Origin of the sequence: Peterkaempfera bronchialis (assembly GCF_003258605.2) — a bacterium.
GTDB classification, from domain to species: domain Bacteria; phylum Actinomycetota; class Actinomycetes; order Streptomycetales; family Streptomycetaceae; genus Peterkaempfera; species Peterkaempfera bronchialis.
This window is the reverse complement of sequence record NZ_CP031264.1, coordinates 6,309,582-6,326,823: the sequence shown is the minus strand read 5'-3', so window position 1 is coordinate 6,326,823 and position 17,242 is coordinate 6,309,582. Positions and strand designations below refer to the sequence as shown.

General features: G+C 74.9%; 16 protein-coding genes. 6 read left to right on the top strand and 10 right to left on the bottom strand.

What is annotated here, in order from left to right; genetic code table 11:
• The first annotated feature begins 14 nt into the window (after positions 1-14).
• A complete protein-coding gene (locus tag C7M71_RS27035; RefSeq protein WP_111492478.1) occupies positions 15-1,511 on the top strand; it encodes a carboxylesterase/lipase family protein in 1,497 nt (498 codons plus the stop codon).
• 136 nt (positions 1,512-1,647) lie between these two features.
• Here C7M71_RS27035 and C7M71_RS27030 read toward each other — a convergent pair whose 3' ends face one another.
• Positions 1,648-2,853: a PucR family transcriptional regulator gene (locus C7M71_RS27030; RefSeq protein ID WP_111492479.1), complete on the bottom strand. Its 1,206-nt coding sequence runs from the start codon at positions 2,851-2,853 to the stop codon at positions 1,648-1,650.
• A gap of 306 nt (positions 2,854-3,159) precedes the next feature.
• Here C7M71_RS27030 and modA point away from each other — a divergent pair, with 306 nt between their 5' ends.
• Genes modA through C7M71_RS27015 form a run of 3 tightly spaced genes read left to right on the top strand, consistent with a single transcriptional unit; the run spans position 3,160 to position 5,929 of the window.
• Positions 3,160-4,005 (top strand): molybdate ABC transporter substrate-binding protein, encoded by an 846-nt coding sequence (gene modA / locus C7M71_RS27025; RefSeq protein WP_229758944.1) that lies wholly within the window; start codon positions 3,160-3,162, stop codon positions 4,003-4,005.
• Positions 4,002-4,841: an ABC transporter permease gene (locus C7M71_RS27020; RefSeq protein ID WP_111492480.1), complete on the top strand. Its 840-nt coding sequence runs from the start codon at positions 4,002-4,004 to the stop codon at positions 4,839-4,841. Before modA ends, C7M71_RS27020 begins: the two co-directional genes overlap by 4 nt.
• Positions 4,823-5,929, top strand: a complete 1,107-nt coding sequence (locus tag C7M71_RS27015) for an ABC transporter ATP-binding protein (protein ID WP_114914727.1) — start codon at positions 4,823-4,825, stop codon at positions 5,927-5,929. Before C7M71_RS27020 ends, C7M71_RS27015 begins: the two co-directional genes overlap by 19 nt.
• 33 nt (positions 5,930-5,962) lie before the next feature.
• Here the strand turns inward: C7M71_RS27015 and C7M71_RS27010 are convergent, their stop codons facing one another.
• From C7M71_RS27010 to C7M71_RS31125, 3 genes are all read right to left on the bottom strand, one after another.
• Positions 5,963-6,820 (bottom strand): aldo/keto reductase, encoded by an 858-nt coding sequence (locus C7M71_RS27010; protein ID WP_111494789.1) that lies wholly within the window; start codon positions 6,818-6,820, stop codon positions 5,963-5,965.
• 206 nt (positions 6,821-7,026) lie between these two features.
• On the bottom strand, positions 7,027-8,937 hold the full coding sequence (locus C7M71_RS27005) for an ABC transporter ATP-binding protein (protein WP_229758942.1): 1,911 nt from the start codon (positions 8,935-8,937) through the stop codon (positions 7,027-7,029).
• A 171-nt stretch (positions 8,938-9,108) separates the two neighbouring features.
• Positions 9,109-9,411, bottom strand: coding sequence for a hypothetical protein (locus tag C7M71_RS31125; protein WP_175607750.1), 303 nt, complete (start codon positions 9,409-9,411; stop codon positions 9,109-9,111).
• A gap of 581 nt (positions 9,412-9,992) precedes the next feature.
• On the opposite strand from C7M71_RS31125, the gene C7M71_RS30845 reads away from it, so the two are divergent.
• The gene (locus tag C7M71_RS30845; RefSeq protein ID WP_162824412.1) at positions 9,993-10,514 is read left to right on the top strand and encodes a hypothetical protein; all 522 of its coding nucleotides are present in this window, start codon (positions 9,993-9,995) and stop codon (positions 10,512-10,514) included.
• A gap of 168 nt (positions 10,515-10,682) precedes the next feature.
• Here the strand turns inward: C7M71_RS30845 and C7M71_RS26985 are convergent, their stop codons facing one another.
• On the bottom strand, positions 10,683-11,414 hold the full coding sequence (locus C7M71_RS26985) for an aminoacyl-tRNA hydrolase (protein ID WP_114914600.1): 732 nt from the start codon (positions 11,412-11,414) through the stop codon (positions 10,683-10,685).
• Between the two features lie 44 nt (positions 11,415-11,458).
• On the opposite strand from C7M71_RS26985, the gene C7M71_RS26980 reads away from it, so the two are divergent.
• Entirely contained in the window at positions 11,459-11,890 is a 432-nt protein-coding gene (locus C7M71_RS26980) for a GNAT family N-acetyltransferase (protein WP_111492428.1), read from the top strand.
• A gap of 15 nt (positions 11,891-11,905) precedes the next feature.
• Here the strand turns inward: C7M71_RS26980 and C7M71_RS26975 are convergent, their stop codons facing one another.
• From C7M71_RS26975 to C7M71_RS26955, 5 genes are all read right to left on the bottom strand, one after another.
• Entirely contained in the window at positions 11,906-12,316 is a 411-nt protein-coding gene (locus C7M71_RS26975; protein ID WP_111492427.1) for a DUF3291 domain-containing protein, read from the bottom strand.
• 432 nt (positions 12,317-12,748) lie between these two features.
• Entirely contained in the window at positions 12,749-13,639 is an 891-nt protein-coding gene (locus C7M71_RS26970) for an SCO6745 family protein (RefSeq protein WP_229758940.1), read from the bottom strand.
• 64 nt (positions 13,640-13,703) lie between these two features.
• A complete protein-coding gene (locus C7M71_RS26965; protein ID WP_111492426.1) occupies positions 13,704-14,624 on the bottom strand; it encodes an ABC transporter permease in 921 nt (306 codons plus the stop codon).
• On the bottom strand, positions 14,617-15,543 hold the full coding sequence (locus tag C7M71_RS26960; protein ID WP_111492425.1) for an ABC transporter permease: 927 nt from the start codon (positions 15,541-15,543) through the stop codon (positions 14,617-14,619). The genes C7M71_RS26965 and C7M71_RS26960 overlap by 8 nt, the downstream gene beginning before the upstream one ends.
• Complete coding sequence (locus C7M71_RS26955) at positions 15,544-17,157, bottom strand: peptide ABC transporter substrate-binding protein (RefSeq protein ID WP_162824410.1); 1,614 nt, start codon at positions 17,155-17,157, stop codon at positions 15,544-15,546.
• Between the last annotated feature and the right edge of the window lie 85 nt (positions 17,158-17,242).

The following is a 17,242-nucleotide window of genomic DNA, read 5'->3' as shown; positions in this document are numbered from 1 at the left end:
ACCCGGGAGGCGCAGTGGAGATCGTCGTACCGACCACGCACGGCAAGGTACGCGGCCGGGAGGCGGCCGGGCCCGGCGGCGTCGCGGCCTTCCTGGGCATCCCGTACGCCGCCCCGCCCTTCGGCCCCCGGCGCCTCCGCCCGCCGCAGTCGCCCGAGCCCTGGGACGGCGAGCGGAACGCCTTCGACTACGGCCCCACGGCCCCCAAGCCCGGCTACCCGCCGGCCCTCGCCACGCTGCTCCCCGACCCGGTGGTGCCCGGCGAGGAGTGCCTCAACCTCAACGTCTGGACGCCCGCCCCCGGCCGGGACTCCGCCCTGCCGGTGATGGTCTGGATCCACGGCGGCGCCTTCCGCAACGGCTCGACGGCGGTGCCCGTGTACGACGGGACCGCTTTCGCCCGCGACGGCGTCGTCTGCGTGACGGCCAACTACCGGCTCGGCGCCGAGGGCTTCCTGCTGCTGCCGGACGGCACCGCCAACCTCGGCCTGCTCGACCAGATCGCCGCCCTGCGATGGGTCCGGGAGAACATCGCGGCCTTCGGCGGCGACCCGGACAACGTCACGCTCTTCGGCGAGTCCGCAGGCGCGATGAGCGCGACCACGCTGATGACCGTCCCGTCGGCCGCCGGGCTCTTCCGCCGGGTGATCGCCCAGAGCGGCGCCGGCCACCATGCGCTGCCCCCGGACATCGCCCGCCGCATCACCGCCCGGGTCGCCGCCCACGCCGGGGTCCCCGCCACCGCCGAGGTGCTGCGGGAGACCGCCCCGCAGCGGCTGGTGGCGGCGGTGTCGGCGGTCCAGGCGGAGTTCGCCACCGGCCACGGCCGGGAGGAGTGGGGCGAGGCGGCGGGCGGCGGCCTGCCGCTGATGCCGGTGGTGGACGGCGAGGTGCTGCCCGCCCGGCCGGTGGACGCCTTCGCGGCGGGCGCGGGCCGCGAGTACGGGCTGCTGACCGGCACCAACGCCGAGGAGTTCCGGCTCTACCTGGTCCCCAGCGGGTTGGCCGACGCCATCCCCGAGGAGGCCCTGCCCACGCTGCTCGCCGGGCACGGGCCCGAGCCGCACCGCGCGCTCGCCGCGTATCGGGCTGCGCTGCCCGACGCCTCGCCCGGGGACCTGCTGGCGGCGGTGCTCACCGACTTCACCTTCCGCATCCCGGCCGTCCGGGTGGCCGAGGCGCGGGCGGCGCACGGCGCGGCGACGTATGTCTACACCTTCGACTGGCGCTCCCCCGCCTTCGACGGGCGGCTGGGCGCCTGCCATGCCCTGGAGATCGGCTTCGTCTTCGACAACCTGGCTTCGGGGCTGCTGGGCGGCGGGGACGCGCCGCAGCGCCTCGCCGACGAGATGCACGCTGCCTGGGTCGCCTTCGCGCACCACGGCGACCCGGGCCCGACCTGGCCCGCGTACGGCGCCGACCGGGCCGTGCTGCGGTTCGCGGCCGACCCGACCGAGGTGGTGCACGACCCGGCCGCTGCCGAACGGCGCCTCTGGGACGGGCTCCGCTGAACACCTGCGGTCGGTCAAGTCTGGTGCTGCTGGGCGGTGAGACCGTAGGCAGGCGGTCGCTCTGATGTCGCGTCAAGCCGGGCGGGGCGGTGAGGTTGCGGACAGCCGCCACCCCCTCCTCGTGGCACGTCCGCCGTCAGACCGGGCGGCGGGCGGTGAGGTTGCGGGCGATGTCCAGGGTGAGGCGCTGCCAGGGGCGGCGCGGGTCGCGGCCGGTGAGTTCGCGGATGCGGCGCAGCCGGTAGCGCAGGGTCTGCGGGTGCAGGTGGAGTACGTCGGCGGCGGCGGTGGCGGAGCCGGTGTCGAGGTAGGCGTCCAGGGCCTCGGCGAGGTGGCGCCGGTCGGGGCGGAGCAGCGGGCCCAGTACGGCTTGGGCGACCCGGTCGGGGGCGGCGGTGGGGCGGGCGCCGAGCAGCGCCAGTACATAGGCGTCGGCGTCGCGCAGCAGGGCGTCGGTGCCGTAGGCGTGCGCGGGTGCGGTGTCCAGGGCGTCGGCGGCCAGCCGGTGGGCGGTGGGGATCTGCTCGGCCGGTTCGCCGGTGATGGCGCAGCCGCGCCAGTGGTGGGCGGCGAGGGCGGCGGGCAGTGCGTCGGCCGTACGGGCGGGGAGGAGCAGCACGGCGCGGGGGCCGCGGGTGGTCATCAGCAGGGTGCCGCTCTCCGGTTCCGCCAGCCCGTCGGCGAGCGCGGCGGCGAGCGCGGCGGCGGTCGCGGCGGCGGTGGCCTCCGGTGCGGCGGGCCGCCCGGGGTCGGGTTCGGCCACCAGCAGGCAGTAGGGGTCGGGCAGTCGTACGCCGAGGCGGGCGGTGCGGTCGGCGACGGCTCCGGCCGAGGAGTGCCGACCGGCGAGCAGGTCGTCGAGCAGGTCGCGCAGGGCCCGGTTGCGGTCGCCGGAGAGCCGTTCGGCGGCGGCGCTGTAGCCGGCGTAGAGGGATTCGGAGAGGGCGTCGAGTCCGGAGAGCCAGAGCCGGGTGAGGGCGAGGACGTCCTGGACCTCCAGCAGGTCGGCGGTGTGCGCGGAGAGGTGGTCCAGCAGGGCGGTGGCGGCGACCCGGTAGGCGCGGAGCACGGCGGGCAGCGGTCGGCCGTCGGCGGCGCGGGCGGCGCCGATGGCGCGGAACCGGGCGAGTTCGGCCGGGGTGAAGTCGCCGCCGCCGACCCACAGTTCCAGGCTGCGGGTGAGTACCCAGGTGGCGATGGCGCGGACCTCGGGCAGCCGGCTGCCATCCAGGGCGCGGTAGGCGGGGACGTCCCGGCGCACCGCCTCGACCAGGGTGTCCACGGCGGGGCCGACCTCGGCCAGGATCTCCTGCCGGACCCGTTCCCGCGCCTGGTGCCCCATGCCCGGTCCCCTCGTCGGCGTGTCATGGCCCGTCTTCGGCTTGTCATCAACTGACAACCGCGCCCTGGTGTTCTGCCCAGGGTCGTTGTCGGGAATTGTCACTCCCGGCACTATTCGGGGGGAAGACCCGTACCGGGAGGAGCGCCCATGGCCGCCGTCGCGGGGGAGGTCGGCCGACCGGCCGCCAGGCCCTCGCATCCGCGAGCCGCAGTGCCCCTCCATGCTGGCTTCTGCGATGGCAAAGGGACGTTCCTCCCCGCAGGCGCGGCAGTATGCTCATGGCAGCCGACGAGGAGGGGTAGACGGATGACCATGACGAGCAGCCCGCGCCGGGCGGGGGTGGCCGCCCTGGCCGCACTGGTGCTGGGGGCCGGTCTGGCCGCCTGCGGCAGCGACGGCGGCAGCGGTACCGGCGGCAGCAGCGGTGCGGCGTCCGGCGGCGCGGCCTCGCCCTCCGCCGCAGCCTCCCCGCAGATCAGCGGCACGGTCACGGTGTTCGCCGCCGCGTCCCTCCAGGAGGCGTTCACCGAGCTGGGCAAGACGTTCGAGAGCGCCCACCCCGGCACCACCGTCCGGTTCAACTTCGGCGGCAGTTCCTCGCTGGCCCAGTCCATCGTCTCCGGCGCCCCGGCGGACGTCTTCGCCGCCGCGAGCTCCAAGACCATGAAGACCGTCACCGACGCCGGAGACGCCGCCGGCAGCCCGCAGGTCTTCGTCCGCAACCAGCTGGAGATCGCCGTCCCCAAGGGCAACCCCGCGCACATCGGCTCCCTCGCCGACCTCGCCCACTCCGGGGTGAAGGTCGCGCTCTGCGCCAAGGAGGTGCCGTGCGGCGCCGCCGCCGAGCAGGCCCTGGCGGCGGGCGGGGTGAAGGTCGTCCCGGTGACCCTGGAGCAGGACGTCAAGGGCGCGCTGACCAAGGTCGAGCTGGGCGAGGTCGACGCCGCGCTGGTCTACCGTACGGACGTGAAGAGCGCACAGGGCAAGGTGCAGGGGATCGACTTCCCGGAGTCCGCCAAGGCGATCAACGACTATCCGATCGCGCCGCTGGCCAAGGCCCCCAACTCCGCCGCCGCCAAGGCGTTTGTGGAGCTGGTCGAGTCGGCCGAGGGCCGCCGGGTGCTCACCGAGGCGGGCTTCCAGGCGCCGTGACCGGCCCCGCCCCCGTACCGGGCGGCCGTCTCGTCCGGGCCGGCCGCCGCCGCTCCCGGGCCCGGATCCCGGTGGCGCTGCTGCTGCCCGCACTGGTCGGCCTGGCCTTCCTGGTGCTGCCGCTGGTCGGCCTGCTGGTACGGGCGCCGTGGAGCAGCCTGTCCGGGCAGCTGGGCAGCGCCGAGGTGTGGCAGGCGCTGCGGCTCTCGCTGCTCTCGGCGACCGCCGCCACCGCCGTCTCGCTGCTGCTGGGGGTGCCGCTCGCCTGGCTGCTGGCGCGCACCGACTTCCCCGGGCGGCGTCTGGTGCGGGCACTGGTGACGCTGCCGCTGGTGCTGCCGCCGGTGGTCGGCGGGGTGGCGCTGCTGCTGGTGCTGGGCCGCACCGGGCTGGTGGGGCGGTGGCTGGACTCGGCCTTCTCCGTCACGTTGCCGTTCACCACGGCGGGGGTGGTGGTGGCGGAGAGCTTTGTGGCGATGCCGTTCCTGGTGATCAGCGTGGAGGGGGCGCTGCGGGCGGCCGATCCGCGCTACGAGGAGGCGGCGGCGACGCTGGGGGCCTCCCGGCTGACCGCCTTCCGCCGGGTCACGCTGCCGCTGGTGGCGCCGGGGATCGCCGCCGGCGCGGTGCTGGCCTGGGCGCGGGCGCTCGGCGAGTTCGGCGCCACCATCACCTTCGCCGGGAACTTCCCCGGCCGTACGCAGACCATGCCGCTGGCCGTCTACCTGGCCCTGGAGAGCGACCCGGAGGCCGCCATCGTGCTCAGCCTGGTGCTGCTGGCCGTCTCCGTCGCGGTCCTGGTCGGCCTGCGCGACCGCTGGCTGAGCACCCCGTGAGCGGCAGCGCCGTGACCGGTGCCGCAGCCGCCGGGCCCGCCCTGGACGCCCGGCTGGTGGTCGACCGGGCCGGTTTCCGGCTGGATCTGGAGCTCACCGCCGCGCCCGGCGAGGTCGTCGCCCTGCTGGGGCCCAATGGCGCGGGCAAGACCACCGCGCTGCGCGCGCTGGCCGGACTGGCCCCGCTCGGCGGCGGTCGGCTGGCCCTGGACGGCACGGTGCTGGAGGACCCGGCGGCGGGGGTGCACACACCCGCCGAGGACCGGCCGGTGGGCGTGGTCTTCCAGGACTACCTGCTCTTCCCGCACCTCTCCGCCCTGGACAATGTGGCCTTCGGGCTGCGCTGCCAGGGCCTGTCGCGGCGGGCGGCCAGGGCGGCGGCCGAGCCCTGGCTGGAGCGGATGGGCCTGGCCGAGCACGCCTCGGCCCGGCCCGGGCGGCTCTCCGGCGGCCAGGCGCAGCGGGTGGCGCTGGCCCGGGCGCTGGCCGTACGGCCCCGGCTGCTGCTGCTGGACGAGCCGCTGGCCGCCCTGGACGCCCGTACCCGGCTGGAGGTGCGCGCCCAGCTCCGTCGCCATCTGGCCGAGTTCGAGGCGGTGGCGGTGCTGGTCACCCACGATCCGCTGGACGCCATGGTGCTGGCCGACCGGCTCGTGGTGGTGGAGGACGGCCGGGAGGTCCAGCAGGGGCCGCCCGCCGAGATCGCCCGGCGTCCGCGCACCGACTACATCGCCCGGCTGGTGGGGCTCAACCTCTACCAGGGGACGGCGGACGGCCACCGGGTCCGGCTGGCGGACGGGCCGGTGGTGGTGGCCGCCGACGAGTTGACCGGACCGGCCTTTGTGGCCTTCCCGCCGTCGGCGGTCACCCTGCACCGGGAGCGCCCGGAGTCCAGCGCCCGCAATGTGTGGCGGGTGCGGGTGGCCGGGCTGGACCGGCACGGCGACCAGCTGCGGGCCGACCTGTCCGGCGAGCTGCCGCTGGCCGCCGACCTCACCCCGGCGGCTGCGGCCGAACTGGGCCTCGCCCCCGGCACCGAGGTCTGGGCGGCCGTCAAGGCCGCCCAGACGCACGCCTACCCGGCCTGACCGGCCGCCGGGCCCGCCCGGCCCGGCAGGCCCTCAGCTGCCGTCCAGCTCCGCCAGCTCGGCCGGGTCGAGCACCAGGTCCACGGCGGACGCCGAGTCGCGGATGGTCTCCGGGCGGCTGGAGCCGGGGATCGGTACCACCACCGGGGCCTTGGCGAGCATCCAGGCCAGGCAGACCTGCTGCGGGCTCACCCCGTGGGCCTCGGCGACCCGGGCGAAGGCCGTGTGGGCCGAGCCCAGCCCACCGGCCCGGGTGATGCCGCCGAGCGGGCTCCACGGCAGGAAGGCGATGCCCAGCTTGTCGCAGAGCTCCAGTTCGGGCTCGCTGGAGCGGAAGGCGGGCGAGAACTGGTTCTGCACCGAGACCAGCCGGCCGCCCAGGATCTCGTTGGCCAGCGTGATCTGCTCCGGGTCGGCGTTGGAGATGCCCGCCATCCGGATCTTGCCCGCGTCCAGCAGGTCGCGCAGCGCGCCCACCGAGTCCGCGTACGGCACCCGGGGGTCGGGGCGGTGGAACTGGTACAGGCCGATCGCCTCCACGCCGAGCCGGGCCAGCGAGGCGTCGCAGGCCGCCCGGAGGTGCTCGGGCGAGCCGTCCACCGTCCAGGAGCCGTCACCGGGCCGCAGATGGCCGCCCTTGGTGGCCACCAGCACCTCGCCGCCCCGGGGGTGGGAGGCGAGCGCCCTGGCGATCAGCGCCTCGTTGTGGCCGACCTCGTCGGCGTGCAGATGGTAGGCGTCGGCGGTGTCGATCAGGGTCACACCCGCGTCGAGCGCCGCGTGGATGGTGGCGATCGAGCGGGCCTCGTCCGGTCGGCCCTCGATCGACATCGGCATGGCGCCGAGTCCGATCGCGCTGACCTCGACGTCGCCTATACGGCGGTTCTGCATGGTCTTCGCACCCTTCTGTCAGCCGGTCTCCCCCGGCTGGTGGACACGGTGATCAGCTTCCCCCGCCTGCGGCCCGCCAGTCCAACGGAAGAGGGCGAAGGCACTGTGCGACCAGGCTTCGCGGAAGAGCGCCGCTTCACCCGCGCGGCGCAGCGGCTGATGGTCTCCCTAGTCGGGGCTGACCGGCGCCGGGCGTGCCCTGCCGCCTAGCGGTACTGGTCGGCCTGCATTCCGTACAGCTCGGCGAAGTGGCCGCCGGCGGCGAGCAGTTCGGGGTGGGTGCCCTCCTCGACCAGGTGGCCCCGGGAGAGTACGTAGATCCGGTCGGCGTGGCGGACCGAGGCCAGCCGGTGGGTGATCAGGACGATGGACTGGCCGTCGTCGGCCAGGCGGCGGATGCGCTCGAAGGTCTCGATCTCGGCTCTGGGGTCCAGGGCGGCGGTGGGCTCGTCGCAGATGAGCAGCGGGGCCGCGCGGTAGTGGGCGCGGGCCAGCCCCAGCCGCTGCCACTGGCCACCGGAGAGCTGCACCCCGCCGGCGAACTGGCGGGCGAGCAGGGTGGACCAGCCGCTGGGCAGCTCGTCCACCACCGCATGGGCGTCGGCATGGCGGACGGCCCGCTCCAGTCGGTCGTCGCCGTCCGGGGCGCCGGGCCGCCCGATGGCGACATTCACCCGCGCGGTGAACGGCCAGCGGTGGAAGTCCTGCGAGACCAGCGCGACCCGGTCGAAGAGCTGCTCGCGGTCCAGCTCGGCGGCGTCCACACCGTCCCAGAGGATCCTTCCCGAGGTGGGCCGGTAGAGACCGGCCAGCAGCTTCGCCAGGGTGGTCTTGCCGGAGCCGTTCTCCCCCACCAGGGCGATGATCTCGCCCTGTCGCAGGGTCAGGCTGACCTGGTGCAGCGCGGGGGCCTTGCGGTCCGGGTAGGCGAAGCAGACCTGCTCGAAGCGGACCAGCTGCGGCCGCTCGGCCACCGCCGCGCCGCCGACCGGGATCGCCCGGCGCTCGGCCTCCTCGCTGACCCGCTCCAGGTCCTGGAAGAAGAGGGCCTGCTCATAGAGCAGATTGACCTGCATCACCAGCGAGCCCAGGTCGGCGGTGCCGGTACGGATCGCCAGCACGGCGGTACCGGCCACCGCCAGCGGCATCCCGCCGGAGACCAGCAGCAGCCCCAGCGCCAGATAGGTGGCTCCGGCAGCGACCCCGGCCAGGGCGGAGGCCGTCACATCGGTCACCGCCTCGGCGCGGGCCAGCCGGGTCTGCTCGGCCTCCGCCCTGGCGGCCATCCGCTCGAAGTGGTCGAGGACGAAGCCGCCCGCGCCGTGCACCCGCACCTCCTGCGCCGCCTCCCGGCTGGTGATCAGCTCGGCCAGCACCCGGCGGGCGCGGGCGTGCTCCAGCCAGGCCAGGAACGACTGGTACCGGCGGCGGGCGGTGCGCACCGAGGCCCAGCCCCGGGGCAGCGCGATCAGCAGCAGCAGCGGGAGCAGCAGCGGATGCAGCACCGCCAGCACCCCGCCGGCGGCGACCAGCGCCAGCAGGGCGTTGAGCACGCCGACGCTGTAGCCCACCATGCGGCGGGCGGCCTCGGCGCCGTACTGCGCGGAGTCCAGCAGCCGGTGGAACTCCGAGTCCTCCACCGCCTCCAGTTCGACCCGGGCGGCCCGCCGCAGATAGCGCACCGTGGCCAGCCGTTCGACCTTGGGCTCCAGGGCGCCGGTGGCCGCCGTGGACCAGGCCGCCAGCACCGCCCCGAGGGCACCGGCGGCCGCCACCCAGGCCAGCGAGGGCAGGGCGGAGCGCACCCGGTCCGGGGTGGGGCCGGCCGCGAACAGCTCGACCAGCACCAGGTTGGTGGCCAGCAGCCCGAAGGCCCGTGCCGCGCCCTGCCCGGTCTCCGCCGCCAGGACGGAGAGCAGCGCCCGCCGGTCGGCCGCCCAGGCGAGCGTGAACGCCCGCAGCGCGGTGCGCGGCAGGCGACGCGCCATGGCCAGGAACGACATGTCCATCCAGGCGAACTGGTGCCGCGCCCAGCCGTCCGCATACCGCAGCGGACCGCCGAACAGCAGCTCCTCGCTGCTCACCGCCTCGGTGTCGGCCTCCTCGGCAGCCCCCACGAACGCCCCCTCCCCCGGCCGCGGTCCCTCCCCCGCCGGGGGTCGCGGCTCGGCCCCCTCGGCAGAGAAGGGATACCCAGCCGCGACCGCCGCGTCCCCCGCGCATCCGCCGCCGAGCGCGCCCCCGGGAAGCGCCCCCGCGCGCCACCTCGGACACCGCCCGGACACCGCCTACGGCCAGACCATCTCCAGGGAGTGCGCAAAGGCGGTGTACCCCGCCCGCCGGAAGGCCGCCGACTCGGCCGCCGACTCGGCCGCCGCCTCTGCGGCGGGCATCCGGGACAGGTCGTTGCGGCTGTAGGCGTCCAGCGTCCCGTCCAGCACCCGGGTCATCAGCCCCACCAGCTCCTCCAGGCCCGCGACCGGGCGGAAGGCCAGGCGGTCACTCGGCGTCCGCAGCGGGGTGCCGGGCCGCCACTCCAGCCGCAGCCACTCCACCAGCGGTCGGGCGCCGACCAGGGCGGCAGCGGCCATGCGGTCCTCGACGGCCCGCCGGGAGTTCATCGCGCCCGGAGATCGGACGCATGGTCAGGTGGCGCGGTACTGCTGCGGTCAAGGCACGCTCCGGTGAGGGTGCGCCCGCCGCTCCGGGCTCAGCCGAGGCCGGCCGCCCGGAAGGGCGCAAGCGCGGTGGTCCTGCCGGACATCGGCTTCTCCCTCCTCTCGGTCCAGGGTGCCCCGCCACTGTCGGACGGGGCTTCACGACCGCAATTCCTATCCGCCGCAACGGGATCGGTGCAATCCGATTTCGCCGGGCCGACCAGCGGCGGTTCGTCTGCCCTCTCGGCTCCTGACCACCGGGCTTGTATGCTCAGGCCGCCATACCGAGTCGCAGTCCACGCCTCCGCACCGGGGGCGGCACGCAGTCCGCGTCCGAGGGAAGGCGAAGCGTTCAGCACGGGCTCATCGACCCGCGCGCCGGCCGAGACCGGTCCACGCTTCGCGGGGGTCGCGGTCTGCCAGGGGCTGACCCGACGACCGGCCCGCGATGCGGCCCGGGACCGGTTGGCCCGCGCCGCCATGGCTGAAGCCCAAGATCCCTCTCAAGGAGACCGGTGAACAGCACCGACCAGCACACCGCCACCCGCCCCGCACCGCCGCGCCCCCGCCGGTCGGCCACCGCCATCGCCGCGCTGCTGCTCGCCGCCGGGCTCGCGACCGGCGCCACCGCGTGCAGCGGTACCGACGCGCCGCCCGCAGCCCCGCCCGCTGTCGCCCCGTCGGGGGTGGAGTCGGTCTCGCCGCAGCTCGCCGCCGCCAGGGCCGAGGCGTCGGCCACCCTGAAGTCCGTGCAGGGCCGGGGCAACGCCGTCAAGGACGTCGAGCTGTCCGGCGTCCCGGAGGACACCGCGCACGGGCATCCCGCCGCGACCGTGAAGATCACCAACCACACCGACCGGTCAGCCTCGTACGCCGTACAGGTCGACTTCGAGGACAGCTCCGGCAAGACCGTGGAGACCACCGTGACGGCCCTGCGCAACCTGGGCCCCGGGCAGACCGCCACGCTGCTCACCTTCGGCGAGAAGCCCGCCGCCGCGCCGACCACGCCGAAGATCGCCAAGGCGCAGCGCGACTGAACCGGCGGGCGCAGCGCCGCGACCGGGTCGTGTGCCGTCACCCGGCACCGGTCGCCTCGGCGAGGACCGCAGCGTGGGCGCTGAGGCCGAGCGGGTCCCCGCTCCCCCGACGTGGATGCAGTCGTCCCCGTCGGCGCCTCCGCCCACCGCTACCACCACGCCCCGCCGCTAGCGCCGGGCGGCCCGCAGTACCGGAAGGTCGGCCACCACCGTGCACGACCCGGGGGCGATCTCGGTGAATCCGGCGTCCCGCACCACCGGCAGGCCGCTGCCCGCCAGCTCCTCCCAGACCTCCGGCCGGGCGGTGCGGACCGCGAGCGCGAAGCCGCTCCCCGCCCAGGCCGCCCGCTCCGCCGCGTCCAGCTCCCACCAGGCCAGCTGGGCGGCGTGCCCGGCCTGTGCCATGGCCTTGCCCGCGCTCATCTCCAGCGCCGGGTTGACCCAGAGCACCGGTGCGCCCGGCGCCGGGGCGGCCGGCGGCTCGGGGTCGTCCAGTTCGGTGCCGGAGACCTGGAGCCTGGCCAGGTCCTTGGGCCAGCCGTCCAGCGGCACCGGCGGGTGGACCCGCACCTCGGCCGCCGTACCCGCCACGGTGATCCCCGGCAGCGCCTCGGCCCGCCGCCACTCCGCGCCACGGGCCCGCCGCACCACCTTGCGGATGCGGGCGTCCTGCCACGCCTCCACCACCTCGGCCCACTCGCCCTCGGTGGCCCGGGGGTCGGCCAGCAGGGTCAGTACGGCGCGGGCGGCGGTCTCCAGGGCGTCGGTGCGGGCGGGCGGTTCGGCCCGCTCGATGCGGACGACCAGGGGCAGTACATACTCCGGGGCGGCGTCGCGGGAGGCAGCCGGGGACGGGGCGTCGGACGGGGCGTCGAAGGGGTCGGTCACGCGGTCCAGCATGCCAGCCGCCGGGCGTTCGGCCCCAGCCGGTAGGCTCACCGGCCATGACCGCAGGCATACCGCATGGCTACACGATCGACACCGACCCGCAGCGGATCGATGTGGACCTGGTTCACCAGTGGCTCTCCACCGACGCCTACTGGGCGCTGGGCCGGAGCCGGGAGACCGTAGAGCGGTCGGTCGCGGCGTCGGTCAACTTCGGCGCGTACGACTCCACCGGAGCGCAGTGCGGCTATGCCCGGGTCGTCACCGACCTGACGACCTTCGCCTGGCTCTGCGATGTGTACGTGGACCGGGCGCACCGGGGCCGTGGGCTGGGGCAGGCGCTGGCCGCCGCCGTCCGCGACCACCTGGCCGGCCGTGGCCTGCGGCGGATCCTGCTGGCCACCGGGGATGCGCACGACGTCTATGAGCGGGTGGGGTTCCGGCCGCTGCCCGATCCGCAGAAGTGGATGGTGCTGACCCAGGACTCCTGAGCCGCGCGCCGCCGCTCATCCGCCGGTGGGGTCCTCCGCCTCGGCGATGCGGCGCCGGGCCTCGGCCCAGTCGACGGGCAGGTCGGCGGCCGGGGTGGTCCAGGAGATGAAGACCGGGCTGTCCAGTCGGCCCCGGAAGCGACGCATGGTGTCCACATGCGGCCGTTGGCCGACGAAGGCGTCCAGGGTGGCGTGGTCGCGCCACGCCGAGAGGGTCCAGAAGGTCCGGGCGAAGGGTTCGGCGACCAGGGAGACGCCCAACGCCCCGTCGGCGGCCAGCACCTGACGCCGGATCGACAGCGCCGCCCATAAGAACACCGGGACGTGGTGCGCCGAGCCGAGCTCCAGCCGGGAGGCGAAGACGACGGCCTCGGACCCGTCGGGGGCGGGCGCTGCGGCGGCGGCTCTCCAGGGCAGCGTCGGCATCGGCTCCTCCTGTGACGGGCACTCCGGCGGGCGGTGCGGCGGCCGCCCCAGCTTGCCGGAACCGCCGTCCCACCGCCAGATGCCGTCCCCCCACCTCGGCACCCGCCGGCGGTTCCTCGGCCGGGCGGTGGCCAGGGAAGGCGCCCATGGCCCGGGCAGGGCGAATCGAGCCGGAACCACCGCCCCGGGGCCCACCGGGGGACCGCTCGGGGGCACCCGGAACCGTTGGTGGCCCCTCGGGCAACCGGCGCGGGCCGAACAGGCCCGAATCACCGCCACACCCACCGAGGGCCATCCCCACCACCCCCCGGGCCCGCCGGGCGACACGGCTCACGCCAACAGCTCCCCAGACGACCGCAGACCCCGGCAAGATGCCCAAATCACCGCCACACCCGCCGAAGGCCATCCCCACCCCGGGGGCCCGCCCGGGGGTCAGGCCAGGGGGTTCTCCTGGGGGCGGGGGCCGGGGAGGTGCATGGCGTCGGCGAGGTGGGCGGAGAGTGGGCGGACCAGGTGGTGGAGGCGGAGGCTGCGGTCGGTGCCGAGGGCCTGCCAGGGGACGAGGGCGAGCCGGTCGGTGAGGTCCTCGATGTCGCGCCGCACGGCGAGTCCGGCAGCGGTGAGTGCGCCGTCCCGGTCCAGCAGCCCACGGGCGAGCAGGCGGCCCTCGGCGGCCTCCCAGTCGGCGTCGGACCAGCCGCGCTGCTGCTGGAGGATGCTCCGTACCTCGCGCCCCTCGGCGGTGATGGCGACCAGCGCCTCGACCGCGTCCAGCCCGGAGTGCAGCAGCGCCGCACTGTGCCCGTCGCCGCGCCACTCACGCAGCGTGGTGAGGGCCTGCCAGAGCCTGAGGTGCGGTTCGTCCGGCAGCGGCAGGGCGGCGTTGGCGGCGCCCAGCGGGCGGCCCGCCGCCGTGCAGGCGGCTGCGGCCTCGACCGCCAGTTCGGCGGCCTCCGCGATGGCGGGCGAGTCGATGGGTACGGGGAGCAGCGCGCGCAGCGCCGCGTCCACGCCGGCGAGGCGGGCGGCCAGGACCTTCTCCGGCCCGGCCTGGTCCCAGACGGCCGGGACGAAGCGGGCGATCAGTGCCGGCTTGAAGTGGTAGAAGACCGCGTCCACGACGGAGGCGGGCACCGCCCCCAGCGGGGCGGCCCGGCCGGCGAAGTACACCGCCCAGGGGTGGGTGATGCCGTACGGGTGGAAGGAGGGGTGTGCCTGCGGCGCCAGGACGACGGTGACCTGGTACGGGTCGAGGGCGTCGCGCATGGCGCGGGCGAGACGCAGGTCGGCGGGTCGCTGGGGCTGAGGCTGCTGCTGGGTCACACACGGCTCCTCGGTAGTCGGACCCGGGCCATCGTAGGTCGGGGCACGCGAACTCCCCAAGTACTCATCGCAGCCGGGGATCGAGGGCGTCCCGTACGGCGTCGCCGAGCAGCAGGAAGCTCAGCACGGTCACCGAGAGGAAGAGCGCCGGGAAGACCAGCAGATGCGGGTGGTCGGCGTAGAAGTCCTGGGCCATGTTGAGTTGCAGGCCCCAGGAGACGGTGGGGTACTGGAGGCCCACGCCCAGGTAGTCCAGGGTCGCCTCACCCGCGATCACATTGCCCACATTGAGCATCGCCACCACGAAGACCGGGGCGAAGGCGTTGGGCAGGACGTGGCGGGTCATCACCCGCAGATGCCCGGCGCCCAGCGCCCGCGCCGCCAGCACATGGTCGGACTCCCGGACGGCGATCACCTGGGAGCGCATGATCCTGGTCATGGTGGTCCAGCCGAGCGCCACCAGGACCAGGGTGATCGCCCAGATCCCGTGCCCGGGGAAGGCCACCAGGATCACCGTGGCGCCCAGCACGAACGGCAGGCCGAAGAAGATGTCGGTGAGCCGGGAGACCACCGCGTCCACGGCGCCGCCGAAGTACCCGGCCAGGGTGCCCAGCAGCACCGAGACCCCCAGCGCGAAGACGGTCACGGCCGTGCCCACCAGCAGGCTGGGCCGGGCGCCGTGCACCACCTGTGACCAGTAGTCGCAGCCCTGGACGTCCCAGCCGAAGGGGTGCCCGCCGGCCGGGCCGTGCTTGGAGCGCAGCAGGTCGCACTGGTCATGGGGCCCCAGCCGGGCGAAGAGCGACGGGTCTGCGGCCATCACCCCGGCGAGCAGCAGGATCACGGCCGAGCACCAGAAGAGCGGCCTGCGGCGCAGCTCGTACCAGGCGTCGCCGCCCCGCCGCCGTACCGGCCCGTCGGCGCCGGTCGGTCGCGGCTCCGGCGGCGGGGCGGCCGGCGGGTCCAGGGTGGTGGGCTCAGTCATGGCGGATCCTCGGGTCCAGGACGCCGTAGAGCAGGTCCACGGCGAGGTTCACCAGCAGGTAGACCAGCACCAGCGCGGTGGTGGCGCCGACCACCACCGGACCCTCCTTCAACTGGATGGACTGGAAGACCTGCTGGCCGACGCCGGGCAGGTTGAAGATGCCCTCGGTGACCACCGCCCCGGCCATCAGCGAGCCGAAGTCGACGCCCAGGTAGGTGATGACCGGGATCAGCGAGTTGCGCAGAGTGTGCACCACCACGGTCCGGGTGCGGCTCAGCCCCTTGGCGGTGGCGGTGCGGACGTGGTCGGCGCGCAGGTTCTCGATCAGGGTGGTGCGGGTGAGCCGGGCGACGTACGCGAGGCCGAAGGAGCCCAGCACCATGCCGGGGAGCAGATAACTGGTGGGCCAGCCGTCCTCGGTACCGGCCGTGGGCAGCAGCCCCCAGCGCAGTCCCACCAGCAGTTGCGCGGTGTAGCCGACGACAAACACCGGCACCGCGATGACCAGGGTGGTACCGGCCAGGACGGCGGTGTCCACCGCCCTGCCGCGCCGCAGCCCGGCGACCACGCCGAGGGTGATGCCGAAGACCAGCTCGAAGGCCCAGGCGGTGAGCGCCAGTTGGGCGGTCACCGTCCAGCGGTCGCCGAGCAGGTCGGCGACGCTCTGGCCGGTGAAGGTCTCGCCGAGGTCGCCGCGCAGCAGCCCGGCGAGGTACGTGCCGTACTGGACCGGCAGCGGGTCGTCGAGGTGGTAGCGGGCGTGCAGCGCGGTGAGCACCGACGGGGAGACCGGCTTGTCACCGGCGAGCGCCCGCACCGGGTCGCCGGGCAGCGCGAAGACCAGGGCGTAGATCAGGAAGGTGGTCCCCAGGAAGACGGGGATCGCCTGGAGCAGCCGCCGTGCGGTGTACCGCCACATCTACTTGACGCTGATCCGGTCGAGGTGGAACGGGGTGTAGGGGTCGGCGGTGACTCCTCGCAGGCGTCCGGAGGAGGCGGAGTAGTCGGTCCAGTTCCAGAGCGGCGCCATCGGCAGTTCGGCCAGCGCGATGTCCTCGGCCCGCTGGTAGAGCGGGAGGGCGGCGGCCGGGCCGGGCGCGGCGTTGGCCTGCCTGAGCAGGTCCAGGAAGGTCCGGTTGCGCCATCCCATGCGGTTGCCGTCGCCCCACATGTACTCCAGGTAGTCCTGGGCGCTGGGGTAGTCCATCACCCAGTTGTGGCGGTACGGGCCGGTCTCCTTCCTGCCGGAGAGGGTGGAGAGGTAGTCGGAGGCGGGCACCTTGCGGAAGGTGATCCGGTCGATACCGAGGTTCTGCCGGAACTGGTTGGCGACGGCGGTCATCCACTGCTCGTAGGAGGGGTCGGCGTTGGAGAACCACAGCTCCAGCGGCCCGTGGAAGCCACCGGCCTGGGCGAGCAGTTGCCTGGCCCTGACGGGGTGGTAGGCGCATACCTCGCCGCAGGCGTCCTTGCGGTAGCCGGGCACGCCCGGTGCCAGCAGCGACGCCATGGGCTGGTAGGCGCCGTTGAAGACCGCGTCCACGATGGCCTTGCGGTCGATCGCCATGGAGAACGCCCTGCGCACCCGAGGGTCGGCGAACCGGCGGTCGAAGACGGGGAAGCCCAGGTAGTCCATGGTGCCGCCGGGGGTGCCCCGGAGCCGGTCGCCGAACAGCCGCCTGGCCTGCGGGAGGTGGGCGGGCGGGATGGTGGGCAGCAGGTCGACCTGTCCGGCCTGGAAGTCGGTCCAGGCGGTGTCCTTGTTGGCGTAGATCCTGAACTCGACGCCGCCCGCCCGGGCCGGCCGGGGGCCCTTGTAGCCGGCGTACCGCCTGAGGGTGATCCGCTGGTTGTGCTGCCAGTCGCCGTCCATCCGGAACGGGCCGTTGCCGATCGGGTGCACGTCGAAGCTGCGGGGATCGGTGAAGGCGGCCTTGGGCAGCGGGGCGAAGCCGGTGTAGGAGAGGGTCATCGGGAAGGGGCTGAAGGGCGCGGTCAGCTTCACGGTGAAGGTGAGGTCGTCGACGGTCTTCAGGCCGGAGAGGGTCTTGGCCGTGGGGGCCGTCCTGCCGTCCGCCGGGTTGAGCGCGGGGTAGCCCTCGACGGTGGCGAAGTAGTGGTTGTTCGCCCAGCCGTTGGGCCCGTACGCGGCGGCGTTCCAGGCGTCCACAAAGCTCTGTGCGGTGACCTTCTCGCCGTTGTGGAAGGTCTGGCCGGGCCGCAGCCTGACGGTCCAGTTGCGCTGGTCGGGGGAGGTGACCGAGTCGGCGGCCTGCATCACCGGGTGGCCGTCCTTCGGGTCGAGCACCACCAGGGTGTCGAACAGGCCGCTCAGCACGTCGATGGCGTAGCTGCTGGAGGTGTTGCCCGGGGTGAGGTGGTCGGGTTCGGTGAGGGCGACGCTGTACGAGGCGTCCGGGCCCGCCGAGTCCCCCCTCCCCCCGGACCCGCCGCACGCGGTGGCGGCGAGCAGCGCGGCGAGCGTCGCGGCAGCCCGGCGGGCGCGGGGGGCGCGGCGGACGAGCCTGGTCATGGATCCTCCGTGGGTTGTCCGTGGGTGCTGCGGGGGCACCTCCCGGGGGCGGCGGTCCGGCCTGTTCGTACACGGACTGCGGGGC

Bases quoted from the DNA above. Each gene is read 5' to 3' on its own strand.
- C7M71_RS27030 (WP_111492479.1), bottom strand. From the start codon at position 2,853: ATGGGGCACCAGGCGCGGGAACGGGTCCGGCAGGAGATCCTGGCCGAG.
- modA (WP_229758944.1), top strand. From the start codon at position 3,160: ATGACCATGACGAGCAGCCCGCGCCGGGCGGGGGTGGCCGCCCTGGCC.
- C7M71_RS27010 (WP_111494789.1), bottom strand. From the start codon at position 6,820: ATGCAGAACCGCCGTATAGGCGACGTCGAGGTCAGCGCGATCGGACTC.
- C7M71_RS31125 (WP_175607750.1), bottom strand. From the start codon at position 9,411: ATGGCCGCTGCCGCCCTGGTCGGCGCCCGACCGCTGGTGGAGTGGCTG.
- C7M71_RS26985 (WP_114914600.1), bottom strand. From the start codon at position 11,414: ATGCTGGACCGCGTGACCGACCCCTTCGACGCCCCGTCCGACGCCCCG.
- C7M71_RS26980 (WP_111492428.1), top strand. From the start codon at position 11,459: ATGACCGCAGGCATACCGCATGGCTACACGATCGACACCGACCCGCAG.
- C7M71_RS26975 (WP_111492427.1), bottom strand. From the start codon at position 12,316: ATGCCGACGCTGCCCTGGAGAGCCGCCGCCGCAGCGCCCGCCCCCGAC.
- C7M71_RS26965 (WP_111492426.1), bottom strand. From the start codon at position 14,624: ATGACTGAGCCCACCACCCTGGACCCGCCGGCCGCCCCGCCGCCGGAG.
- C7M71_RS26960 (WP_111492425.1), bottom strand. From the start codon at position 15,543: ATGTGGCGGTACACCGCACGGCGGCTGCTCCAGGCGATCCCCGTCTTC.
- C7M71_RS26955 (WP_162824410.1), bottom strand. From the start codon at position 17,157: ATGACCAGGCTCGTCCGCCGCGCCCCCCGCGCCCGCCGGGCTGCCGCG.